20 protein-coding genes are annotated in these 23,014 nt (G+C 60.0%); 11 read left to right on the top strand and 9 right to left on the bottom strand.

What is annotated here, in order from left to right; all coding sequences use genetic code 11:
* Nucleotides 1-298: 298 nt before the first annotated feature.
* Together FLQ03_RS05255 and FLQ03_RS05250 are read left to right on the top strand one after the other, a co-directional pair.
* Complete coding sequence (locus FLQ03_RS05255; RefSeq protein WP_144374027.1) at nucleotides 299-2,029, top strand: anti-phage dCTP deaminase; 1,731 nt, start codon at nucleotides 299-301, stop codon at nucleotides 2,027-2,029.
* A 300-nt stretch (nucleotides 2,030-2,329) separates the two neighbouring features.
* Nucleotides 2,330-2,824 carry an REP-associated tyrosine transposase gene (locus FLQ03_RS05250; RefSeq protein ID WP_144374026.1) on the top strand — a complete coding sequence of 165 codons (495 nt, stop codon included), beginning with the start codon at nucleotides 2,330-2,332 and terminating at the stop codon, nucleotides 2,822-2,824.
* A 77-nt stretch (nucleotides 2,825-2,901) separates the two neighbouring features.
* Here the strand turns inward: FLQ03_RS05250 and FLQ03_RS05245 are convergent, their stop codons facing one another.
* Nucleotides 2,902-3,822 (bottom strand): AraC family transcriptional regulator, encoded by a 921-nt coding sequence (locus FLQ03_RS05245; RefSeq protein ID WP_144374025.1) that lies wholly within the window; start codon nucleotides 3,820-3,822, stop codon nucleotides 2,902-2,904.
* Between the two features lie 282 nt (nucleotides 3,823-4,104).
* Between FLQ03_RS05245 and FLQ03_RS05240 the strand changes: the two genes are divergently transcribed.
* Nucleotides 4,105-4,569: a cyclophilin-like fold protein gene (locus FLQ03_RS05240; protein ID WP_144374024.1), complete on the top strand. Its 465-nt coding sequence runs from the start codon at nucleotides 4,105-4,107 to the stop codon at nucleotides 4,567-4,569.
* 193 nt (nucleotides 4,570-4,762) lie between these two features.
* Here FLQ03_RS05240 and FLQ03_RS05235 read toward each other — a convergent pair whose 3' ends face one another.
* Nucleotides 4,763-5,497, bottom strand: coding sequence for a LysR family transcriptional regulator (locus FLQ03_RS05235; RefSeq protein ID WP_240802202.1), 735 nt, complete (start codon nucleotides 5,495-5,497; stop codon nucleotides 4,763-4,765).
* Nucleotides 5,498-5,639: 142 nt separating this feature from the next.
* Between FLQ03_RS05235 and FLQ03_RS05230 the strand changes: the two genes are divergently transcribed.
* Genes FLQ03_RS05230 through FLQ03_RS05220 form a run of 3 tightly spaced genes read left to right on the top strand, consistent with a single transcriptional unit; the run spans nucleotide 5,640 to nucleotide 7,698 of the window.
* The gene (locus tag FLQ03_RS05230) at nucleotides 5,640-6,797 is read left to right on the top strand and encodes an iron-containing alcohol dehydrogenase (protein ID WP_144374023.1); all 1,158 of its coding nucleotides are present in this window, start codon (nucleotides 5,640-5,642) and stop codon (nucleotides 6,795-6,797) included.
* Nucleotides 6,798-6,823: 26 nt separating this feature from the next.
* Nucleotides 6,824-7,126: a DUF1330 domain-containing protein gene (locus FLQ03_RS05225; protein WP_144374022.1), complete on the top strand. Its 303-nt coding sequence runs from the start codon at nucleotides 6,824-6,826 to the stop codon at nucleotides 7,124-7,126.
* A gap of 23 nt (nucleotides 7,127-7,149) precedes the next feature.
* On the top strand, nucleotides 7,150-7,698 hold the full coding sequence (locus FLQ03_RS05220; RefSeq protein ID WP_144374021.1) for an NAD(P)H-dependent oxidoreductase: 549 nt from the start codon (nucleotides 7,150-7,152) through the stop codon (nucleotides 7,696-7,698).
* 60 nt (nucleotides 7,699-7,758) lie between these two features.
* Here the strand turns inward: FLQ03_RS05220 and FLQ03_RS05215 are convergent, their stop codons facing one another.
* Nucleotides 7,759-8,943 carry an MFS transporter gene (locus tag FLQ03_RS05215; protein WP_144374020.1) on the bottom strand — a complete coding sequence of 395 codons (1,185 nt, stop codon included), beginning with the start codon at nucleotides 8,941-8,943 and terminating at the stop codon, nucleotides 7,759-7,761.
* Nucleotides 8,944-9,053: 110 nt separating this feature from the next.
* Nucleotides 9,054-10,013, bottom strand: a complete 960-nt coding sequence (locus tag FLQ03_RS05210; RefSeq protein WP_240802201.1) for an alpha/beta hydrolase — start codon at nucleotides 10,011-10,013, stop codon at nucleotides 9,054-9,056.
* Nucleotides 10,014-11,109: 1,096 nt separating this feature from the next.
* Between FLQ03_RS05210 and FLQ03_RS05205 the strand changes: the two genes are divergently transcribed.
* On the top strand, nucleotides 11,110-11,934 hold the full coding sequence (locus FLQ03_RS05205; RefSeq protein WP_170252315.1) for a GGDEF domain-containing protein: 825 nt from the start codon (nucleotides 11,110-11,112) through the stop codon (nucleotides 11,932-11,934).
* 306 nt (nucleotides 11,935-12,240) lie between these two features.
* Here FLQ03_RS05205 and lipA read toward each other — a convergent pair whose 3' ends face one another.
* From lipA to FLQ03_RS05185, 4 genes are read right to left on the bottom strand one after another with little or no spacing between them, the layout of a single operon-like run.
* Nucleotides 12,241-13,194: a lipoyl synthase gene (gene lipA / locus FLQ03_RS05200; RefSeq protein ID WP_144374017.1), complete on the bottom strand. Its 954-nt coding sequence runs from the start codon at nucleotides 13,192-13,194 to the stop codon at nucleotides 12,241-12,243.
* A complete protein-coding gene (gene lipB, locus FLQ03_RS05195) occupies nucleotides 13,191-13,814 on the bottom strand; it encodes a lipoyl(octanoyl) transferase LipB (protein ID WP_144374016.1) in 624 nt (207 codons plus the stop codon). The genes lipA and lipB overlap by 4 nt, the downstream gene beginning before the upstream one ends.
* A gap of 3 nt (nucleotides 13,815-13,817) precedes the next feature.
* A complete protein-coding gene (locus tag FLQ03_RS05190; RefSeq protein ID WP_144374015.1) occupies nucleotides 13,818-14,096 on the bottom strand; it encodes an HP0495 family protein in 279 nt (92 codons plus the stop codon).
* Nucleotides 14,097-14,152: 56 nt separating this feature from the next.
* Nucleotides 14,153-15,295: a D-alanyl-D-alanine carboxypeptidase family protein gene (locus FLQ03_RS05185; RefSeq protein ID WP_144374014.1), complete on the bottom strand. Its 1,143-nt coding sequence runs from the start codon at nucleotides 15,293-15,295 to the stop codon at nucleotides 14,153-14,155.
* Between the two features lie 194 nt (nucleotides 15,296-15,489).
* Between FLQ03_RS05185 and ilvA the strand changes: the two genes are divergently transcribed.
* From ilvA to FLQ03_RS05165, 4 genes are all read left to right on the top strand, one after another.
* Nucleotides 15,490-17,019, top strand: coding sequence for a threonine ammonia-lyase, biosynthetic (gene ilvA / locus FLQ03_RS05180; protein WP_144374013.1), 1,530 nt, complete (start codon nucleotides 15,490-15,492; stop codon nucleotides 17,017-17,019).
* A gap of 67 nt (nucleotides 17,020-17,086) precedes the next feature.
* Nucleotides 17,087-17,734, top strand: a complete 648-nt coding sequence (locus FLQ03_RS05175; RefSeq protein WP_144374012.1) for an HAD family hydrolase — start codon at nucleotides 17,087-17,089, stop codon at nucleotides 17,732-17,734.
* Nucleotides 17,735-17,840: 106 nt separating this feature from the next.
* Entirely contained in the window at nucleotides 17,841-19,370 is a 1,530-nt protein-coding gene (locus FLQ03_RS05170; RefSeq protein WP_144374011.1) for a FecR family protein, read from the top strand.
* 2 nt (nucleotides 19,371-19,372) lie between these two features.
* The gene (locus FLQ03_RS05165; RefSeq protein ID WP_144374010.1) at nucleotides 19,373-20,980 is read left to right on the top strand and encodes a diguanylate cyclase domain-containing protein; all 1,608 of its coding nucleotides are present in this window, start codon (nucleotides 19,373-19,375) and stop codon (nucleotides 20,978-20,980) included.
* Between the two features lie 95 nt (nucleotides 20,981-21,075).
* On the opposite strand, the gene typA is transcribed toward FLQ03_RS05165, so the two are convergent.
* Nucleotides 21,076-22,890 (bottom strand): translational GTPase TypA, encoded by a 1,815-nt coding sequence (gene typA / locus FLQ03_RS05160; protein WP_144374009.1) that lies wholly within the window; start codon nucleotides 22,888-22,890, stop codon nucleotides 21,076-21,078.
* Nucleotides 22,891-23,014: the final 124 nt, after the last annotated feature.

Genomic DNA, 23,014 nt, shown 5'->3' with positions numbered 1-23,014 from the left:
AATCACTCGCTGAGAAATCAGGTAAATTAGCCTCGGACTCTAATGCTCAGTGCTACTGAAAATGGGGGGACGTCGGCGTCTATCTTATGATTTCAACTTTTGGCTTCATTTTCAGGATATTTCAAACTTTGCCTGCATTCTCTGTCAGACATTTCATACCAAGAAAAAAATAAATCATTGAATATTAAGGAATTTCACTTTCAAACTTTGAGCACTATGACAAATATTTAGGGCGCTATGCGCCCTTTTTTTTGCGAAATAAATGACAAAAAGCAATTCCAATTGAGAATTTATGCAAATGAAAAAGAATCACGAAACAATATCAAAGCTATTTTTAGCCAGGCAAGAATTTGTTTTGATCGGCCTGACGGGCAGAACCGGCTCGGGTTGCACCACAGCAGCTAACATACTGGAGTCAGATACAATATTTCCAGATGCTAGCGTGACAAAAATTAACGATAACTTGTTTTACAAAGGGAATGATGCACTGCGCTATGAAATACTTCGGGAGTACGCGCAGAAAAATTTTAAGAAATTTTACTCCATAAAAGTCAGCGATATAATATCAGCATACTTCCTATCATTAAGTGAAGATGATGCTGCCAATTTCATTGCCGAATCATCCGAGGCCAACATTACTCATGCAGATATTATAAGCACCCTTCGGAAAAACAGCTTCACAAATAACAAAATTGAAAAACACAAGGAAATAATAAAAAAAGTAATAAATCACAAAGAGAAATTCTCCATAACAGAACAAGAGGATGTTAACCTAAAAAGAGTCCTGGTTGCCGTAAGGAAATTTACCCAATTATTCAAGAAGGATCTAAACAATCTGAGTCAAGATCTATATATTCGTGCGTATCAAGCTGCGGGAAACTCAATCAGAAGACGCGGAGCAATCGAAGTTGGCTACAGAGAAAAGTCCTTTATTCCTGATAGCATATTTCACCTTCCGGAAACCATAAATAAGATAATAAAAGCACTCAGAAGAATTAATGGGAATATTTTTATAGCAATAGATGCGATTAGAAACCCATACGAGGCCGGATTTTTCAAAGATCGATACTCTGCCTTTTATTTGGTCTCAGTGAATGCGCCCGATGAGGATCGAAAGGCATATTTGCAAAATGTACATAAATTTAGTGTTGAGCGATTTGATGAAATTGAAAGGCGGGAATCAGGCAAGACAAAAATTAGCCATGCTGACTTTGTCAGTCAGAATGTAAAAAAATGCATTGAAATGGCTGATATTCACATTTTCAATCCAAGAAACGAGCTTGATAATAACAATGTGCTAAAAGCCCAGCTCGCTTGGTATTTTTCGCTTATGCTTCATCCTGGATTGGTCACGCCACGTACTATCGAGCGCGTAATGCAGCTTGCTTATACGGCAAAATCAAACTCTGGCTGCATCTCTAGGCAAGTCGGAGCCGTCATCACTGACGAAGAAGATTCAGTAAAGGCTATAGGTTGGAATGACGTAGCAAAGGGCCAGGTTTCATGTTCCCTTCGCTCGTTAAAAGGACTCATGGATGACTTTGATGAGATCAAATACAGTAGATATGAGAGAAATTCGGAGGAATTCCGAAGTATTGCAAAAAGAAAATACATAGCAATTACGCAGGCCGATAAAGACAGTGGTAGAAATCACGCATACTGCTTTAAAGACATTAAAAATGAAACCGATTCCAAGTACAACCAAGTGCACACCAGATCGCTGCACGCGGAAGAGAATGCCTTCTTGCAAATAGCAAAATATGGAGGAAGTGGAATAAAGGGCGGTAAATTATACACCACGGCTAGTCCTTGCGAGCTTTGTGCAAAAAAAGCTTACCAACTAGGCATTAAAGAGATAATATACATTGACCCTTACCCCGGCATTGCAAAAGACCACATAATTTCCATAGGGAGTTCATCACCAAAACTTGTGCAATTCATGGGAGCTGTAGGAAAAGGTTATCATCAACTTTATGAGCCAATTTTGCCCTACAAAGATGAACTAGAGTACCTAATAAGCGACGAATAAGCCACCACTCCGGTAGCTCGTAGCTCATAGCCCGGATAAGGCGTAGCCGCATCCGGGGAACAACGCCACCGCACCATAAAAGGTTGGCCGCATCACCGTTTACCCGGTATGCGGCCAACCTTTTTGTTTTTGACCTCGCCCGCCACGTGCCTGCGGCTAACACGGCATTCCCCGGATGCGCCGTTGGCTTATCCGGGCTACCTGTTTACGCGCCGCACCCATTCTCCACCGCACGTTTGGCCTGATTGTCGTTTTTAATGCCACGCCCTGTTGCGCAATGCTGCTGGCGGGAGGTGGGCGATGGTGCAATATCGACGAAACCGCGTGGCGGGTGGCTGCTACTTTTTTACCGTCACCTTGCAAGACCGGCGGCAGCGTTATCTGGTGGAGCATGTGGTGTGGCTGCGTGAGGCGTTCCGGGTAACGATGCGGCGGCGGCCATTCGTGATCGACGCCATCGTGGTGCTGCCCGATCACCTGCACTGCATCTGGACGCTGCCACCGGGGGATGATGACTACCCGGCGCGCTGGCAGGCCATCAAGGCCCACTTTGTCAAACGGCTGCACCGGCTTGGCATACGCGGCAAGGCCGGGCCGGATGGGGCGGCGGGCATCTGGCAGCGTCGCTACTGGGAACACACCTTGCGTGATGAGGCCGATTTTGCCCACCACGTGGCCTATATCCACCACAACCCGGTGAAGCACGGGCTGACCGTCCATGCGGATGATTGGCCGTTCTCCAGCATCCACAGCCGCCGCTGGCAGGAACAAAACCGTAGCCCGGATAAGGCGTAGCCGCATCCGGGGAACTACGCCACCGCCCCACCATGAAAAGGTTGGCCGCACCCCGCTACCCGACAGGCGCCAGGCAGCTAGCTGCCGGCTTGCATCAGCTGTGCGATATCGCGCTTGGGCGGCAGGCCGAACAGGCGGCCATACTCGCGGCTAAACTGCGAGGGGCTTTCATAACCCACCCGAAATGCCGCCGTTGCGGCTTCCAGCCTTTCGTTCAGCATCAGCCGTCTGGCCTCGTTTAGCCGTAGCCATTTCACATACTGCAAGGGGCTCATCGCCGTCAGCTGGCGGAAGTGGTGGTGCAGGCTGGACGGGCTCATCTGGATGCGCGCGGCCAACTCGTCAATGCGCAGTGGCTCGGTGTAATGGGCTTTTAGCCAGTCGATGGCCCTGGCAATGCGCTGGCTGTGGCTGCCAGCCGCCAGGATCTGCCACAGTCGTGCAGCCTGGTCGCTGATTAACAGGCGGTAATGTATTTCACGCTGAACCAGCGGCGACAGGACGGCAATATGCTCGGGCTCGTCCAGTAGCGATAACAACCGGGCGATGGCGGCATGCAGCGCCGGCGTTACCGTACCCCGCGCCATGCCGTGATACGGGCCTTTATCCCTGGGGGCGCTCAGCCCCCCTTCGGCAATCAGCTCTGCCATGATGCGCAAATCCAGCCGCAGCACCAGGCCGAGGCAAGGTTGCGCGGCACTGGCGGCCAGCACCTGCGAGCTGGCAGGCAGATCGACTGCGTTGAGCAGGAAATGCGATGCATCGTAGGGGTAGGACTGATCGCCTACCAGCATCTGCTTGGCGCCCTGCACCACCATCACCACACTGGGCTCCACCATGCAGGCGCAGGGGGTGGTGGCCTGCTCGCGGCGAAACAGGCTGAGGTTGGGGATGGCGGTGTCGCAATCCTCGTTGCCGCGTGTGCGGCTGGCGATGCTGGCAATCAACGGTGCCAGCAGGGCGGGCGGCAGGGTCTGGGGGGCAGCATCCGGGTACATCGTGTTGTCCTCTTTTCGATAGGCCGTACGCTAGCGCGACCAGCCCGATCTGTCTGCCTGCATGCCGGGCAGCTGCAGCTTTAGGCAAGCAATCTGCAGTATCAGGCTATCGATACCACCCGTCACACATCAAGAATAGGCAAACGCACCCGGCTTGGGGCGACCCCGCTTCAGGCTCCGGCCATGCGGCAGGTCAGCGTGATGGTTTTATCATGATCCGATTGTTTTCGCGGTGGTGGTGCTGGCTGCTGGCCGGCATGCTGCTGCTTGTTGGAGTACTACATGTCTTACACCCCTCTCGCCAAGCGCTTTCTGGGCGCCGGCCTGCTGGCCACTAGCCTGTTCGCCGTGGCGGCGCCCGCCAGCCTGCAGGCTGAGAGCGTCGTCGGCAAGGTGCTGCGCTTTCGCAATGCACAGGTGATGGTGGATGTCACCATCGACCAGGACAACCCCACGGTTCGCGACCTGCTCGCCAGGCTGCCGCTAAGCCTGCGCCTGGAAGCGTTTGCCGGCCGCGAGAAAATTGCCTATCTGCCGCAGAAGCTGAACGTAAACGGCTCGCCAGGCACCGACCCGGAGGATGGCGACCTGATCTACTTTGTGCCCTGGGGCAACCTGGGCTTTTACTACAACGCCGCCGGTATCGGCTTTTCGCCGCAAACCATCCATATTGGCCGCTACCGCGCCACGCTGCCGCAGCTACGCCAGCTGGCAGCGCAGCCGGTGAGCGTAACCGAGCTGCGTTAAGCCTGCCCACCAGGCAATCAGGCTGTATAGGCTTGCAACGCGGCCAGGGGAACGTGCAAGGCCGCATCAGCCGCGAATGCTGCCAGCAGGTAGTCGATGCATGCTTTTACCCGTGGTGCCATCAGTGCGCGGTGGGGGTACTGCAACACCATTTCGTAGGCACCCGGCTCGTGAATGCCCAGCAATAGCACCTTTAGCTGCCCACTTTGCAGATCATGCAGGCGGCTTCCGTCAACGCTTCGGGCGCGGACAGGGTCAGACAGGCGCCATCCAGATTCTGGGTGCTGATCAAGCCATCGCCATCGCGAAAACCCCACGGTGATACCTTGCCACCCAGAAAGCGCCGGCTAATCAGCCGGTGCGCGGCCAGGTCGGCAGGAGTGCGCGGTATGCCCGCCTGTGCCAGATAGTGCGGCGAGGCCACCAGGATCATGCGCAGATGGCAGACCGGGCGCGCCACCAGTGCCGAATCGGCAATGTGGCCGCCACGCAATGCCAGGTCGTAACCGCTCCCCACCAGGTCTACTACCCGGTCGTCGAAATCCACCTCCACCGCCAGCTGCGGGTAGCGCGCCAGCAAACCGGGCAAAACAGGCAACACGTGCTCGCGCCCAAAGGCGGCACTGGTCGAGATGCGCACCGGGCCGCTGATGGCCAAGCGCTGGGCCGCCACGGCGTCCACGGCGGTATCCAGCGCGTCCAGGGCAATGCGCGCCTGGCGCAAAAATACCGCGCCTTCTTCGGTAAGGCTCAGCGTCCGCGTCGTACGGTTCAGCAAGCGCACGCCCAAGGTGCGCTCCAGGCCGGCCACGTTCTTGCTCACCGCTGCCGCACTCACCCCCAGCGCTCGCGCGGCCCCCGCCAGGCTGCCGGCCTCTACCGTATGCACAAACGACAGCACCGCGCGCACGCGTTGCGATAGGTCCATGTGCCCTCCTCTTTTGCCTTAATTAACAACCTTAAGTTAGCAAAAAATGAACGTACCATCCACTTATGGTTGTGAATGGCACTGCCCATAATGCTGCTCATCCGCTACCCGCCACGGGTTAGCCAATCGACAGGAGCAGCGCATGCAGAACTTTGAATATTTCAACCCTACCCGCATCATTTTCGGCCAGGGCACCGTCCAGCAACTGGACCAACACATACCGGCGTCGGCGCGCGTCTTGGTGCTGTACGGCGGCGGCAGTGCCGAGCGCCATGGCACCTTGGCCGAAGTGCGATCGGCACTGGGCCAGCGAAGCGTGCACGCGTTTGGCGGGATTGAACCCAACCCGCGCTTTGACACCCTGATGCGCGCCGTCAGCCTGGTGCGCGAACACAAGATCGACTTTCTGCTGGCCGTTGGCGGCGGCTCGGTGATTGACGGCACCAAGTTTGTGGCGGCGGCAGCCTGCTACGACGGCGACGCGTGGGACATTCTGTCCAGCATGGGCCAAGCCGTTCGCCAGGCACTGCCACTCGGCGTGGTGCTGACCCTGGCGGCCACCGGCTCGGAAATGAACCACAACGCGGTAGTGACCCACCCGCAGCACCAGACCAAGGCGTTCTTTGCCTCGCCGCTGGTCTTCCCGCAGTTTGCCGTGCTGGACCCGGAAAAAACCTACACCCTGCCCGCTCGCCAGTTGGCCAACGGCGTGGTGGATGCCTTTACCCATGTGGTCGAGCAGTACCTGACCTATCCGGTGGATGCGCGTGTGCAAGACCGTTACGCAGAAGGCCTGCTGCAAACGCTGATCGAGTTGGGGCCCAAAGTCGTGCGCGAGCCGGCCGACTACGCGTCGCGGGCCAATCTGATGTGGACCGCCACCCAGGCACTGAATGGCCTGATCGGCGCTGGCGTACCGCACGACTGGGCCACGCACCTGATAGGGCACGAACTCACTGTCCTGCACGGCCTGGACCATGCCCAGACCCTGGCGGTACTGCTGCCGGCCATGCTGTCTGCGCGTCGCGAAGGCAAGCGGGACAAGCTGCTGCAATACGCCAGCCGTGTCTGGCACATCGAAACCGGTAGTGAAGATGAACGCATCGACACGGCCATCCACCGGACCCGCGCGTTCTTCGAGCGCCTGGGCGTCATGACCCGCCTGCGCGATTACGGCATCCATGCCGAACATATCGACGCCCTGGTCGCGCAATTGGAAAAACACGGCATGACGGCACTGGGCGAGCGAGGCGACGTCACGCTGGCGCTCAGCCGCCGCGTTTTCGAACTCAGCCTGTAACCCCCGCCAACCCAAGGACATCACACATGAACCACGCTGCCTATTTTGTTTTTCACGTTACTGCCATTCACAACCCTGACGGCATGCAGCCCTACCAGGCAAAAGTGCTGGATACCGTTACCGCCCACCACGGCACGCTGATTGTTGGCGGTGGCGAAGTAGAAACCATCGAAGGGCCGGCTGCCGAAGGCAAGTTCTTTATCGTGCGCTTTGAAAACATGGCCGCAGCCAAGGCTTGGTATCACTCCGCCGACTACCAGGCCATCCTCGGCTACCGCCATGCCTCGGCTAGCAGTAACGCCATACTGCTCGCGGGCCTGCCACTGTAATTTTTATTCCGGAAAACACGCTCATGAAAACCCTCGTTATTGTTTCGCACCCCTATGCCGGGCAGTCCGTCGCCATCAAGGCGCTGCAACAAGCGGCAGTGCAGCTGGAAAATGTGACCGTACGCCATCTTGAATCGCGCTACAGCAACGATCTGAATGCCATCGACGCTATCGCCGAGCAACAAGCGCACGAGGCTGCCGATCGTATCGTTTACCTCTACCCCACCCATTGGTTCAACACCACGCCAATGCTGAAAGCCTATCTGAATGCGGTGTGGACATTCGGCTGGGCATTTGGCCCGGGCGGTGCCGCCCTGAAAGGCAAAGAGCTGCAGATCGTGACGACTGCCGGCGCCAGTGAGCATACCTACAGTGCAGCAGGCCTGATTACCTTGACCATGCAGGAAGTGCTAAGCCCGATGAAGGCATCGGCGCTGTATGTGGGCATGCGCTACAACGCCCCGCTGGCTTTTTATGGTGCGATGGGGCTGACCGAGGCACAGCTGGCGCAGATGCAGCGCGCGTTCACCGAACGCTTGCACGCACCACTCGGTAGCATCGCGCAGGGGTGAACACGCCTTGCCACCAAGCAAAACGCCTCTGTCACAGAGGCGTTTTTGCGATGGCGGGACTCAGCTGGCCGGCATCACACGATAACCGCGGCCAACCAGGGCGGCACCCAGCAACAACAGCACCGCCCCACCCAGAAACGTCGCGTGGATAGACAGGTGATCCAGCAATGCACCGCCAAGCGCACCGCCCAACAGAATGGCTAGCTGGATGGCAGCCACCAGCAGGCCACCCCCCACCTCCTGTGCGTCTGGCAATGTGCGCGCTAGCCAGGCTGACCACCCTACGGGAATGGCGGCATTCAAGCCCCCCCAGAGCAGCAGGCAGATAGCCGCCCATACCGGCACGCTACCCATCAGCAACAAGGCCAGCGTGGCCAAGGCCAGCAATAGCGGCAGCAGACCGAGTAGACGATACAGATGGCGGGCCAGTAGCCGGCTGGCCAGATGGGTACCGACAAAACCCGCCACACCCAATACAAACAGCAGTACAGAAAGCTGTGGCAGTGACACATGGGTCTGGGATTCGAGAAACGGGCGGAAGTAGGTAAAGCTGGTAAACGCGCCGGCAAAGATCAGCATCACCGCCGGCATGGCTACCCGAACGTGCGCGCGTGCCCACAGGCTGCGTAGCCCAAGGTTGGCCGCAGTCGGCGCGGCCGGCATGGCTGGCAGGCTGCGCCATTGCCAGCACAGGTTCAAGGTGACCAGCGGCACCATCAGCCAGAACACACCACGCCACCCTAGCAGGCCACCCAGATAGCTGCCCAGCGGTGCCGCCAGTGTGGTGGCCAGCGCATTGCCGGTATACAGCGCCCCCAGCGCGGCGGGTACGTCGGCTGCGGGCACCAGCCTGCTCACCGTGGCGGTAGCCAGCGACCAGAAGCCACCGACGACAATACCCAGCAGGGCCCGAGCCAGCATCAGCACGCCAAAATCATGCGCCAGCGCCATGCACACCAACGACAACTGGAGCACGCCGGTGAGCCCGAGCAATACATGACGGCGATCCATGCCCCGGCATAAGCGGGTAATCAACAGGCTGGCCAGCACGGCAAACAAGCCGGAAACCGCAATGGCCTGCCCGGCCATGCCTTCACTGGCCCCCAGGTCTGCGGCCATGGGCGTCAACAGGCTCACCGGCATGAACTCGGCGGCAATCAGCATCGCCACACAAAACGACATCGACAAGACAGCACTGCGCTGCCGTACAGCACTGTCGGTAATAGCGTGAGCAAAATCAGCCATGGTTGTCTCAAGAAAAACAGTGCACGCACCACGAGAACCGCAGTGCACGCATAAGAAAAAGCCGGGCCGTACACCGGATGGTGTGCGGCCCGGCCAATGGGTGACAGGGCTTACTTCAGGTGCTTGCCGAAGAAGTCGGTAATGGCATCAAAAGGAATACGATCGACACGGTCGTACAGGTCAACGTGATTCGCCCCTTTGACGATCAGCAGCTGCTTCGGCTCGGCCGCCGCAGCGTAGGCGGTCTCGGCAAAATAGCGCGAGTGTGCCAGCTCGCCATGCACAAACAGGATGGGGCGTGGCGAGATTTCCTTGATGTAGCTCAGGATCGGCATGTTCATGAAGGAGAGCGGCGTGGTGATGGTCCACGCATTGCCGGAGTTGACCGCACGCGGGTGATAGCCACGGGGCGTCATGTAGTAGTCGGCATAATCCAGCAGGAACTGCGGCTCGCCACCTTTGAGTTTGTTGTAATCCGGCTGGTAGGCCGGTTTGCCGTTGGCAGCATCTACCCAGCGCTGGCGGCTTAGTTGTTCCAGCGTTTGGCGGCGCTGCTCCGGCGTGACGCTGTCGTTGTAACCCTTGGACATTACCCGGGTCATGTCGTACATGGTGCTGGCCACTACGGCCTTCACCCGCTTGTCCACGGCCACCGCATTCAGCGCCATGCCGCCCCAGCCACAAATACCGATGACACCGATACGCTCGCGGTTAACCTCAGGCTGCAGACCGATAAAATCCACCGCCGCCATCACATCCTCGGTATTGATATCCGGCGAAGCGACGTTTCGGGGCTCGCCACCGCTCTCGCCGGTAAAGGAGCCATCGAAGGCCAGCGTGGCAAAGCCACGCTCGGCCATGGTCTGTGCGTACAGCCCCGACGATTGCTCTTTCACCGCACCAAATGGGCCACCCACCACAAGCGCAGCCAGCGGCTGCTTGCTGCGGTTTTTGGGCAGGTAGTAATCCGCCGCCAGCACAATGCCGTAGCGGTTTTTGAAGGTTACTTTCCGGTGTTCAACCTTATCGCTTTTAGCAAAGGTCTTGTCCCACTCTTGCGTCAGTTTCACGGCACTATCCTCCGGGGCGAGAGGCGCAGCCATAGCACGTACAGGCTGGATGCTGATAGCCAGCCCGACACTCGCAGCAATGGCACTCAGGATGAAGCGCTTTCTGGATATGGTGATGCCCATGTTTCACACCTCTGGCAGTTGTTTGAACCAAAACGAATACGGCAACGCATGGCGGCGTTAACCGTATCAACTGCGGAAAAGTGTACGAAGCACCGGGTTGGGGGAGATATCTCAGACTTGCGGCATTCTTGCCTGATCCCGCAAATACGCCGCCGGGGCCAAACGCCCGTGGGCGCAAAGGCGGAACCGCCCTGGGTTTCGCGGAGTCGCCCTCACGTGAAAGATGGGTTGAGCGCAGCGATGCCCAATGTTTACCGCGAGATCTTAAAAAGGTTGGCCGCATCAGCCATTGCCCGGCGTGCGGCCAACCTTACTGCGCCTGCCCTTAGCCCTTATCCGCCTGGCCAAGCTAACGCCCCAGGGGGCGTCGTTGCCTTGCAGGGGGCAACACGACGAGCGCCTGCCGGGCCTGCGCAACTATCCCGTCTATCGCAAGGGCTTGGGCGCGGTGGGTCTTTGGCTACCCGCTTGGCACAGGTGTTTACTGCACATCACTTTAAATAAATGATATACATATAAAGTTATCGATTGTTAAATCATTATTTATAATACTGGCAGACTGTGCTCAAGCACAGCACCCTCCCCACCACTACCGCAAGAGAACAAGATGCAAAACCTACTCGGCACGCTACTCCCCACCATGTCGCCAGCCGTCAGCATGCGCGTATTAAGAGCACAACTTAACCAGCTATGCCGCCATCTGCTGCTGGCACTGGCCATGCAGCCTGTGGGCGCCCTGTTACTGGCAGTGATTGCCGGCTTACCCGTCTTTTCGTCGGTGGCAGTGGGTAGCTGGCTATGCCTGCACCTGCTCTTGCCTTGCTTTCACTATTGGCTTTGCCGCAAGTGGTACCCCAGCGAACAGCCCGGCAGTGCTTTGCAATACTCGGTGCATGTCAGCCTGGCGGCGTGTCACGGTTTGCTGTGGGGCAGCAGTATCTGGCTGCTACAGGATGCGCATCAACCTGCCAGCATGATGCTGGTACTGATGTGCCTGGTTACCATCTCTGCGGCCAACATGTTTGTGTTTTCGGCATTCCGGATGACGGCACTCAGCAGCACGCTTGCTCTCTGGTTGCCGGTGATGACGTGGCTGGCGCTGCATGGTTACCCGTACTGGATTGCCGGCATCGCCGCCTTTGTCTGTGTGCAAACAGTGTTCAACCTGCAGGCTTACCGGATGATGGTGGCAGAGCTGATCGCCAGCGACCAGAAGGACGAGCTGATGCTGCAACTGGATTTAACCAACCAGGCGTTGAACCGCAGCAATGCGTCTTTGGCAGAAAAGAACCGTGACTTGCAGGCGGCCCTGGCCAAAATCGAAAGCCTGGCCAATTTTGACAGCCTGACCGGGGCGCCAAACCGCAAAAGCTTTGTCAAACGCATGTCGCAGCATTTGGCAAACGGCGAAACCGGCTTTATCGCCCTGCTGGATATAAAGGCGCTGCAGGCCATCAACAAGCACCATGGTCAGCATACAGGTGACGAAGTACTGCAAAGGCTGGGGGCTGCCATGGCCAAAGGCAGCGGTGGCAGCGATCTGCATGCCAGGCTTAGCGGTGGCACCTTCATTCTCTTCCTCAATAACGACCGCTTGCTATCAATGCAAACCCGGTTTGATGAGCTGACGTCGGCCATGGCGCACTGCGCAGCACAGCTGGGGCTGCCTGGGGTATATCTTTCGGCCGGCATGACGGTAGTGAGCCAGTACGAACCACTGGACAGGATTCTGGCCCGGGCGGAGGACGCGCTCCGCAAAGCCAAGTATCAAGGGGAAAACCGCATTGCCCTGGCCTGATGGCCTCATTACCGCCGCTGCAGGCTGCAACATAGCCCGGCACATGCACACCGCACGGCGAAGCCGCAATCGAATGCAGGCACAGAGTGGCCGGCACGGAGGCCATCGACAGAAGGCGTGGCCGCATTGGCACGCGCTTGCGGCCGGTCAGGCACCGCCGGCCTGGCCCTGGGCCAAGGCGCCTGCCGCACGGTAACCGCTGCGCTTTGGCCACCCACGGCCTGGTACGCGCTGGGCACCCATAACAAAACAACGCCCCCGCCGCTGGCGCGGTCGGGGGTGTTGATGTTGGCCGCAGGGCCAGGCTTAGCCAGTTACGCCGGCTTCGTGTGCCTGAACGTCGGCGTGGTAGCTGGAACGTACCATGGCACCTACTGCAGCGTGCTTGAAGCCGATGTCGTAGGCCTTGTTCTCGAACGCCTTGAACAGGTCCGGGTGCACGTAGCGCAGCACCGGCAGGTGGCCGTCGGTAGGCTGCAGGTATTGGCCGATGGTGATCATGTCGATATTGTAACGGCGCATGTCGGCCATCACTTCGTACACTTCTTCGTCGGTTTCGCCCAGGCCCACCATGATGCCGGACTTGGTCGGTACGTCCGGGCAGCGCTCTTTGAACTGCTTGAGCAGCTCCAGCGAGTGGATGTAGTCGGCGCCCGGGCGCGCTTGCTTGTACAGGCGCGGCGCGGTTTCCAGGTTGTGGTTCATCACGTCCGGCGGGGTCTGGCTGAGAATGTCCAGCGCCACGTCCAGGCGGCCACGGAAGTCCGGCACCAGTACTTCGATCTGGGTGTTCGGCGACAGCTTGCGAATCTCGCTGATGCAGTCGGCAAAGTGCTGGGCACCGCCGTCGCGAAGGTCGTCGCGGTCGACCGAGGTAATCACCACATATTTCAGCTTCAGCGCGGCCACGGTTTCGGCCAGGTGCTTGGGCTCGTTGACATCCAGCGGGTTCGGGCGGCCGTGGCCCACGTCGCAGAACGGGCAGCGACGGGTGCAGATGTCGCCCATGATCATGAAGGTGGCCGTGCCTTTGCTGAAGCATTCGCCGATGTTCGGGCAGGTGGCCTCTTCACAGACGGTGTGCAGCTTCTGCTCGCGCAGGATCTGCTTGATTTCCTGGAAGCGCTGGCCGTTGGGCAGCTTGGCGCGGATCCACTCCGGCTTTTTGAGCTTTTCGTCCAGCGGCACGATCTTGATCGGAATGCGTGCGGTCTTGTCGGCGCCTTTGTGTTTTACGCCTGCCTGGTTGTCCAGTTTCATGCTGTCTCCTTCATCACCGTCAGGTTGCGCTCCAGATGGGGCAACAGCCGCTCGGCGGTTTCCGCCACGGTGAGGGTGGCACCGTGATCTTTGAGTTGTGTCACCTTGAGGCCGGCATAGCCGCAAGGGTTAATCCAGCTGAACGGCGTCAGGTCCATGTCCACATTCAGGCTCAAGCCGTGGTAGACCGCACCGTTTTTGATTCTTAGCCCCAGCGAGGCGATTTTTTCGCCTGCCACATACACGCCCGGCGCGTTGACATCGCCGTAGGCGGTAATGCCCAGTTCGGCCAGCAGGTCGATCACCGATTGTTCGATGCGACGCACCAGCTCGCGCACGCCAATGCCCATGCGCTTGAAGTCGATCATCAAGTACACCACCAGCTGGCCGGGGCCGTGGTAGGTGACCTGGCCGCCGCGGTCGCACTTCACTACCTCGATGCTGCTGGGCATGATCAGGTGCTCGGGCTTGCCGGCCAGGCCCAGCGTGTACACCGGCGGGTGCTCCAGGCACCACAGTTCGTCCGGCGTGTGCTCGGTGCGGGTATCGGTAAAGGCCTGCATGGCCTGCCAGGTGGGCGTGTAGTCAACCTGCCCCAGGTGCTTGACGATGCGGCTCATGCTTTACAGGGCCCACTTCACCAGCGGATGGCCGGACAGCGCACGGTAGATGTTGTCCAGCTGTTCCTTGGAGGTGGCGGTGACGGTGACGGTCAGCGACACGTACTTGCCGCTGGAGCTGTCACGCGCGGTAATGTGGGCCATCTCCAGATCAGGGGCGTGCAGGCGCACGACCTCGAAGATGGTGGCCTGGAAGCTGTCGCTGCGCTCGCCCATCACTTTGATCGGGAAGCGTACCGGAAACTCCAGCAGGTCCTTGGTATCGGTTGTCGGGTTGCTCATCTGTCCATCCTGAAAAACAAAAGGGTTGGCCGCACAGATGCGGCCAACCTTTCAAATTACCAGCCCAGCCACAGCTTGATGCTGTCCCACAGGCGGCTGAAGAAGCCACCCTCTTCTACCGCTTGCAGCGCCACCACCGGGCGCTCCAGCACCACCTTGCCTGCCAGGCTGACCGTGAGTTTACCCACGGTCTGGCCGGCGGCGACGGGCGCAATCATCGGCTGGGTGGTGGTAAGGTCTGCCTTCAGCTGGCTGCTCTGGCCTTTGGGTACGGTAATGTAGACGTCGCTGGCAAAGCCCACCGGCAGCTTGTTGCTGGCGCCCTTGTAGACGGCCACTTCCGATACCGGCTTGCGGGCTTCGTACAGTTTGGGGGTTTCGAAGAACTGCAGCGCGTAGTTCAGCAGCTTGGAGCTTTCCACGGCGCGCGCTTCTTCGCTGGCGGTGCCTACCACCACCGACAGTACGCGGCGGCCGTCACGCTTGCTGGACGCAATCAGGTTATAGCCGGCGCTGTTGGTATGGCCGGTTTTCATGCCGTCCACGTTCGGGTCGCGGTACAGCAGCAGGTTGCGGTTGGGCTGCGTGATGTTGTTGTAGCTGAACGACTTCATCGAGTAGATCGGGTAGAACTCGGGGAAGTCGTGAATGATGGCGGTGGACAGCGTAGCCAGGTCGCGCGTGGTGGTGTAATGCTCCGGGTGCGGCAGGCCGGTGGAATTCTTGAAGTTGCTGGCGCTCATACCCAGGCGCTTGGCCTCGGTGGTCATCATCTGCGCGAACACTTCTTCACTGCCGGCAATGGCCTCGGCCAGCGTCACGCAAGCGTCGTTGCCGGACTGCACGATCATGCCTTTGATCAGGTTATCCACCGACACCGGCACTTTGGGGTCGAGGAACATGCGCGAGCCTTCCTGCTTCCAGCCAACCTGCGACACGGTCAGCATCTGGTCCAGGGTGAGGCGTTTTTCTTTCAGCGCCTTGAAGGTGAGATAGGCCGTCATCAGCTTGGTCAGCGACGCAGGCTCGATGCGGGTATCCGGATCACGGGCAGCCACAACCTGGCCGCTGTAGAAATCGGTCACGAAGTAGGCCTTGCCAGCGATATCCGGCACAGGCGGTACAAACGGAGTGGTGGCGTGTGCCAGGGTAGACAACGACAAGGCTGCCGTCAGCAAGAGAGTGGTGGTTTTTTTCATTGAAACAATCGACGGTGGGTTTGTCGCAAAACAGGCCGGCATTATACACGCCGTGCCGCCGGGATACGCGCCGCAGGATACAAAATATTGCCCGCACCGGGCCTGCAACGCAGGCTTTTATACCCTTCGCAGCCAGCTTAGTTCCTGTTACTCTGCTTTTTCAGGGACAAAAAAATTACTCGGAATATATCGTTATGCCACACTGCAAGGACTACCTGGAGCGCATCCTCACGTCCAACGTCTACGACGTTGCCATCGAAAGCCCGCTGGAACTGGCTGCCAACCTCAGCCGCCGTACCGGCAACACCATTTTGCTGAAGCGCGAAGACCTGCAGCCGGTGTTCTCGTTCAAGCTGCGCGGCGCTTATAACAAGATGTCCAAGCTCAGCGCCGAGCAGCGTGCCCGCGGCGTGATTACCGCCAGCGCCGGCAACCACGCGCAAGGCGTGGCGCTGTCGGCCAGCAAGCTGGGGCTGGAGGCTACCATCGTGATGCCCGCCACCACCCCGGCCATCAAGATCGACGGCGTCACTCGCCGTGGCGGCAAGGTGGTACTGGCCGGCGAATCGTTCAGCGACGCCTACCAGCATGCGATGACGCTGGTGCAGGAAACCGGCAAGACCTACATTCCGCCGTTCGACGACCCGGACGTGATTGCCGGCCAGGGCACCATCGGCATGGAAATCCTGCGCCAGCACCCGGGCGACATCGAAGCCGTGTTCGTCGCCATCGGTGGCGGCGGCCTGGCCGCCGGCGTGGCCAGCTACATCAAGCGCCTGAAACCGCAGATCAAGATCATCGGCGTGCAGCCGGTGGATTCCAGCGCCATGAAGCAGTCGATCGACGCCGGTCACCGCGTGGAGCTGAAAGACGTGGGCCTGTTTGCCGATGGCGTGGCAGTAAAACTGGTGGGCGAAGAAACCTTCCGCATCTGCCGTGAGCTGCTGGACGAGATCATGCTGGTGGATACCGACGCCATCTGCGCCGCCATCAAGGACATCTTTGAAGATACCCGCTCCATTACCGAGCCGGCCGGCGCACTGGCCGTGGCCGCCGCCAAGGCCTACGTAGAGCGCGAAGGCTGTAGCGGCAAGACGCTGGTGGCCATCAACTGCGGCGCCAACATGAACTTCGACCGCCTGCGCCATGTATCGGAGCGTTCCGAGCTGGGCGAGCGCCGCGAGGCGGTGATTGCGGTCACCATTCCGGAAAAACCGGGCAGCTTCAAGAAGTTCTGCAGCGTCATCGGCAACCGCAACATCACCGAGTTCAACTACCGCTTTGCCGACCCCAGCATTGCGCACGTGTTTGTCGGCGTACAGATCACCGGCCGCGAAGACGTTGGCCGCATCGTAGCCGACCTGCAGGCCAACGAGCTGGATGGCCTGGACCTCACCGACAACGAGCTGGCAAAGCTGCACATCCGCCACCTGGTGGGCGGCCACGCCCCGCAACTGAAAGACGAGCGCGTGCTGCGCTTTGAATTCCCCGAGCGCCCGGGCGCGCTGATGCGCTTTCTGGAGGCCATGCAGACCGGCTGGAACATCAGCCTGTTCCACTACCGCAACCACGGTGCCGACTACGGCCGCGTGCTGATCGGCATCCAGGTGCCGCGCGAGGACGCCGCCGCGTTCCAGACCTTCCTGGCACAGCTGGGCTACCCGTGGGTGGAAGAAACCGATAACCCGGCGTACAAGCTGTTCCTCGGCAAGACAGTGCGCTGAGCCTGACGTACACTTGCGGCCAACCTTTTATTGAAGGTTGGCCGCATTTTTTTGGAGACCGTTTGCAATGATCAAGGCAGTCCTGTTTGACCTGGACGGCACCCTGGCCGACACCGCCCGCGACCTGGGCGCCGCCCTCAACCGCCTGCTGGCCGAAGAGAACCTGCCACCACAACCCTACGAAGCGGTACGCCCGATCGCCAGCCACGGCACCCGCGGCCTGGTGAGTTTGGGCTTCGGCATCGACAAGAGCCACCCGCGCTTCGAGGAGTACCGGCTGCGCTTTCTGGAACAGTACGACCACGATTTTTCCAGCCACACCACGCTGTTTGACGGCATCAACGAACTGATCCTGGCGCTGCAGGCACGCGGCCTGACCTGGGGCATCATCACCAATAAGCCGATGCGCTTTACCGACCGGCTGGTGCCGGCACTACCGTTTGCCGTGCCGCCCGCCGTGGTGGTGAGCGGCGACACCGTGGGCGTGGCCAAGCCGGACCCGGCGCCGATGCTGCACGCCTGCCGCCTGATCGACACCGACCCGCGCCACTGCCTGTACGTGGGCGACGCCGAGCGCGACATCCAGGCCGGCCGTGCCGTCGGCATGAAAACCGTGCTGGTGAACTGGGGTTACATCGCCGATAGCGACGACACCGCTAGCTGGCAGGCGGATATTTCCATAAATGAACCAAGCGAATTACTGGCCTATTTATAAGCACGATAATGAAGCGGGGCCGGCATGCGCTAAATGCTGGGCCAGGCCCTGCAAAAGCTCTATCATCTTGATTTTATAATTGCTGCCCAAGCAGCTGCCCCGCATCATGAACGCCGCACGCCTGTTTATGCTATCCGCCTGCTGCATAGGCCTCAGCCATGCCGACGAACCCGAATGGCAATATGTCATCCAGCCTGGCGACACCCTGTGGAGCATCGCCCGCGATCACCTGAGCTCACTGGCGCACGCGCCGTTGGTGCAGCGCCTGAACGGCATCCGCAACCCCTACGCACTGAAGCCCGCCAGCACGCTGCGCATACCTCTGCCGTTAATGCGGCAGCACAGCAGCAGCGCCACCGTCAGCGACCTGGTGGGTGACGCCACACTCGATGGCCAACCGTTGCAGGCCGGCCAGACGCGCAAGCTCGCCAGCGGGCAGGTGATCCGGACCGGTGCCAACAGTAGCGTCAAACTGCTACTGGAAGAAGGCAGCCTGGTCAGCATCGGCCCCAATGCCCGCTTTGTGGTCAAGGAAGCCACCCACTTCCCCACCACCGGCGCCAGCACCACCTGGCTGAGTGTGGAAAGCGGCAGCGTGGACAACAGCGTGATCAAGAACCCGCTGATGCCCAACCGGCACACCATCCAGACCCCCAGTGCCATCACGGCGGTACGCGGCACCGGTTTCCGCGTCAACGTGGCAGACCCGGACAGCAGCAGCACCGAAGTGACGGAGGGCGAAGTGGCCGTCAGTGCAGGCCAAGGCAGCCAGGCGGTAAAGGCCGGCTTCGGCAGCGTGACCCGCCGCGGCCAACCCCCGGGTGCCAGCATCGCCCTGCCCCCGGCTCCCGACCTCAGCCCGCTGCGCCAGTTGCAGGAGTTTTCGCCCGCCATCCTGCAATGGGCAGCCGCCGAGGGCATGAGCGGCTATCAGGTGAACCTGATGCGCACCCAGCCCACGCGACGCATGATCGATGACCGCCTGCAAACGGCAGCCAGCTGGCAACCCAAGCTGGAGAACGGCCAGTACGTACTGACCGTGCGCAGCCAGCTGCCCAGCGGCCTGCAAGGCTACCCGGCACGACAAACGTTCGAAGTGCGCGCTCACCCGGCACCGCCTCTGGTACTGAGCCCGCAGGACGGTACCCGGCTGCGCGAGCGCCAGGTGGCGTTCCGCTTCAGTGGCGACAGCAATAGCCGCTATCGGGTACAGCTGTTCCGCGGCACGATCAGCCAGACGCCGCAGCTTGATTGGGAGCTTGGCCCCGCCGACGGCACTCGCACGCTGCCGGAAGGCGGTACGTGGACGTGGCGCGTGGCCCGCCTGGACAAGCAAGGCCAGCCCGGCCCCTACAGCCAGCCGTATACACTGCAAACCGATGCCGGACTGTGGCGGGCCAGCTATAAAAAGGGGATGCAGCTTAGCGCCCGCCCCTATCCTTTGGCTGGCGCCCGTTACCAACTGGCGCTGAAGCTGCTGGGGCGGGAGGGGCAGACTTTCGTTTACAGTAACGACCAGCCACTATGGCAAGACGATGAGCCGCTGTTTACCGGGCGCTACCAGGTCAGTATCAAGGTCAGCACGCCGGATGGCTATCAGGCCACCGAACTGGAAGACATCTTGCAGATAGAGTGAGCATGAACACGCCTGTCGCACGCAGCCTGCCCGGCATCCTGCTCCCCCTGCTTGCCCTGTGGCTCGGTTTCAACCCGTCACCACTGGATAACTGGGCGCAAGACCGCATCGGTCAGCTACTGGCACCCGAGGCCAGCCAGCAAATCGTCATGATTACCATCGACGAAACCAGCCTGGCGCAACTGGGCCGCTGGCCGTGGCCCCGCGAACTGATGGCAGACGCCATCGACAAGCTGGCAGACGCCCGCGCGGTTGGCCTGAACCTGCTGCTGGCCGAGCCATCCGCACAAGCCGAATCCGACCGGGCCCTGGCCAGCGCCATCGCGCGTCACGGCAGGGTGTTCCTGCCGGCCTTCCCGCTCTCCGAGGGCGGGCTCATAGGCAGCCTGAGGCCCTTGCCGCTGTTTGCCCAGGCGGCACGCGGCGTTGGCATCAGCGACTTTCCACCCGAGGCTGACGGCTCGCTCCGCCGCACCTATCTGGCCAGTGGCAGCGGTGCGGCCAACCAGCCTGCCTTCGCCAGCCTGCTGGCCGGGACGCCACACGACGTCGATACACAGCCGCCCGGCCACCGTGACTGGGTCCGGCACGAAGCGCGCCTGCTGCCCTATCTGGCCAGCGGTAGCCAGTACCCCACCGTTCCCATCACCAGGCTACTGGCCGGCGACCTGGCACCCGCCCAACTGAAGAACAAGATCGTCCTTATCGGCGTGACCGCAGCCGGCAGCAGCGACGAACATTACACCCCGATCCAGGCCGACCAACCCAAGGCCAATGGCGTGTTCATCAACGCCGCCCTGGTGCAGGCCATGCAGGAAGACCGTCTGGTACGCCCGCTACCCGCCCCCTGGCGCGCAGGGCTGCTACTGGCCATGGCACTTGGCTGGCAGTGGCTGGCCCGGCGCCGCCGCAGCCCGCACCCGATCAGGCTGGCAGCCCTGACCGTGGCCGGTTTGCTCCTGACCGATACCCTGCTCTACCAGCTGCTGCACTGGCAGCTGGGCGTGGCGACACTGGGCGCGGGCATTCTGGCACTGACTGCGGCCAACTTCTTCCTGCAGCAAAGCCACTTCAAGCGCCTGGCGTTTACCGACAAGCTGACCGGCCTGGCCAATCGCCACCAGTTTGACGAGCGTATTGTGCTGGCGCTGCAGCATAGCCAGATGGAAAACGAACCGCTGGCATTGATCATGGTGGATGTCGACCACTTCAAGCGCTACAACGACCATTACGGCCACGCCGCCGGCGATGATGTACTGCGCCAGATCGCCCAGGTACTGACCAGCATCGCCCGCACGGCATCCGATACGGTGGCACGCATCGGCGGCGAAGAGTTTGCGCTACTGCTGCCCGACACCGACGCCCGCACCGCCCAGGCTCTGGCCGAAGAGCTGCGCTACCGGCTGCTGCTGCGCCAGATTCCGCATCACGACAGCCCGATCGGGCGCGTCAGCTGCAGTGTCGGCATCTACGCCGACACGCCTACGGCGCACACCACGGTACGCAGCCTCTATGAACAGGCGGATCAGGCGCTTTATCAGGCCAAGCGTGCCGGGCGCGACCAGGCCTGCCTCTACAACGCCGACGACGCGCCGCAGGCGGCCGGCTGAGCACCCGATAAATAAAACAACGCCCCCTGCCGGTAATGGCCAGGGGGCGTTGTGCTGTCTGCCCGCTGCAAGGCGCAGCGGGCGGGCAATCAGGCTTAGCTTTCTTGCTTGGACATGCGGCGACGCTCGTGCTCTTGCAGGAAGCGTTTGCGGATACGGATGGATTTCGGGGTGATTTCCACCAGTTCGTCATCGTCGATGAACTCCACGGCCGATTCCAGCGTCAGCTTGATCGGGGTGGTCAGGCGTACGGCTTCGTCGGTACCGGAGGCGCGAACGTTGGTCAGCTTCTTGCCTTTCAGCGGGTTCACTACCAGGTCGTTATCGCGGCTGTGAATGCCGATGATCATGCCTTCGTACAGTTTGTCGCCCGGAGACACGAACATGCGACCGCGGTCTTCCAGGTTCCACAGTGCGTAGGCCACGGCTTCACCGTTGTCTTGCGAGATCAGCACGCCATTGTGACGGCCCGGCAGGTCGGCTTTCACCGGACCGTAGTCGTCGAATACGTGGCTCATCAGGCCGGTACCGCGGGTCATGGTCATGAAGTCGGACTGGAAGCCGATCAGGCCACGCGCCGGAATGTGATATTCCAGACGGGTACGGCCTTGGCCGTCCGATTCCATATTGGTCAGCTCGCCACGACGACGGCCGATTTCTTCCATCACGCCACCCTGGTGGGCATCTTCCAGGTCGATGGTCAGGTTTTCGTACGGCTCGCACTTCTCGCCGTTGATTTCCTTGAACACCACGCGCGGCTTGGCCACAGCCATCTCGAAGCCTTCGCGACGCATGTTTTCCAGCAGGATGGTCAGGTGCAGTTCGCCACGGCCGGACACACGGAACACGTCGGAGTCGTCGGTGTCTTCTACGCGCAGGGCCACGTTGGTCAGCAGCTCTTTGGTCAGACGGTCGCGGATCTGGCGGCTGGTGACGAACTTGCCTTCGGTACCGGCCAGCGGGCTGGTGTTCACCATGAAGTCCATGGTCAGTGTCGGTTCGTCTACCGACAGCATCGGCAGGCCAACCGGCTGCTCTTTGTCACAGATGGTGACGCCGATACCGATGTCTTCGATACCGGAGATGATGATGATGTCGCCAGCTTCGGCTTCTTCAACCGGTACACGGTCCAGGCCTTTGTAGCCCAGTACCTGGTTGATACGGCCGGACGCTACCTGATCGTCGTGGTTCATTACCACTACAGCCTGACCCGGCTTGATACGGCCGTTCAGTACGCGGCCAACGCCCAGGCGGCCGGTGTAGGTGGAGTAGTCCAGCGCGGAGATTTGCAGCTGCAGCGGCGCATCGGCGCTACCCGGCGGGGTCGGCACGTGCTTCAGCACGGTGTCGAACAGCGGGCGCATGTTGTCGGAGGTTTCGTCCAGATCCAGCTTGGCAAAGCCGTTCAGGCCGGAAGCGTAGATGATCGGGAAGTCCAGCTGTTCGTCGGTAGCGCCCAGTTTGTCGAACAGGTCGAAAGTCTGGTCTACCACCCAGTCCGGACGCGCGCCCGGACGGTCTACCTTGTTGATCACCACGATCGGGCGCAGGCCCAGGGCCAGGGCTTTCTTGGTCACGAAGCGGGTTTGCGGCATCGGGCCTTCAACGGCATCCACCAGCAGCAGCACGCCATCCACCATGCCCAGAACGCGCTCTACTTCGCCGCCGAAGTCGGCGTGGCCGGGGGTGTCAACGATGTTGATGTGCACGCCTTCGTACTCGATGGCGGTGTTCTTGGCCAGAATGGTAATGCCGCGTTCTTTTTCCAGATCGTTGGAGTCCATCACGCGCTCGTCAACTTGCTGGTTATCGCGGAAGGTACCGGATTGGCGCAGCAGTTGGTCAACCAGGGTGGTTTTGCCGTGGTCAACGTGGGCAATGATGGCGATGTTACGAATTTGTCGGGTCATGGGTGACTCAAAATGGTTGAGCGAAACCCAAGGATTTTATCACATTGATAAGGCTTTGTTGCACAAATCAGCTGCAGGTCGAGCTACCCCAATCCCCGGGCAGATCTATCCCATGCGGACCGTT

This window comes from Vogesella urethralis (assembly GCF_007644045.2).
Lineage (GTDB): Bacteria > Pseudomonadota > Gammaproteobacteria > Burkholderiales > Chromobacteriaceae > Vogesella > Vogesella urethralis.
Note: the sequence above shows the minus strand (reverse complement) of the source record. Positions and strands in the feature narration are given on the sequence as shown.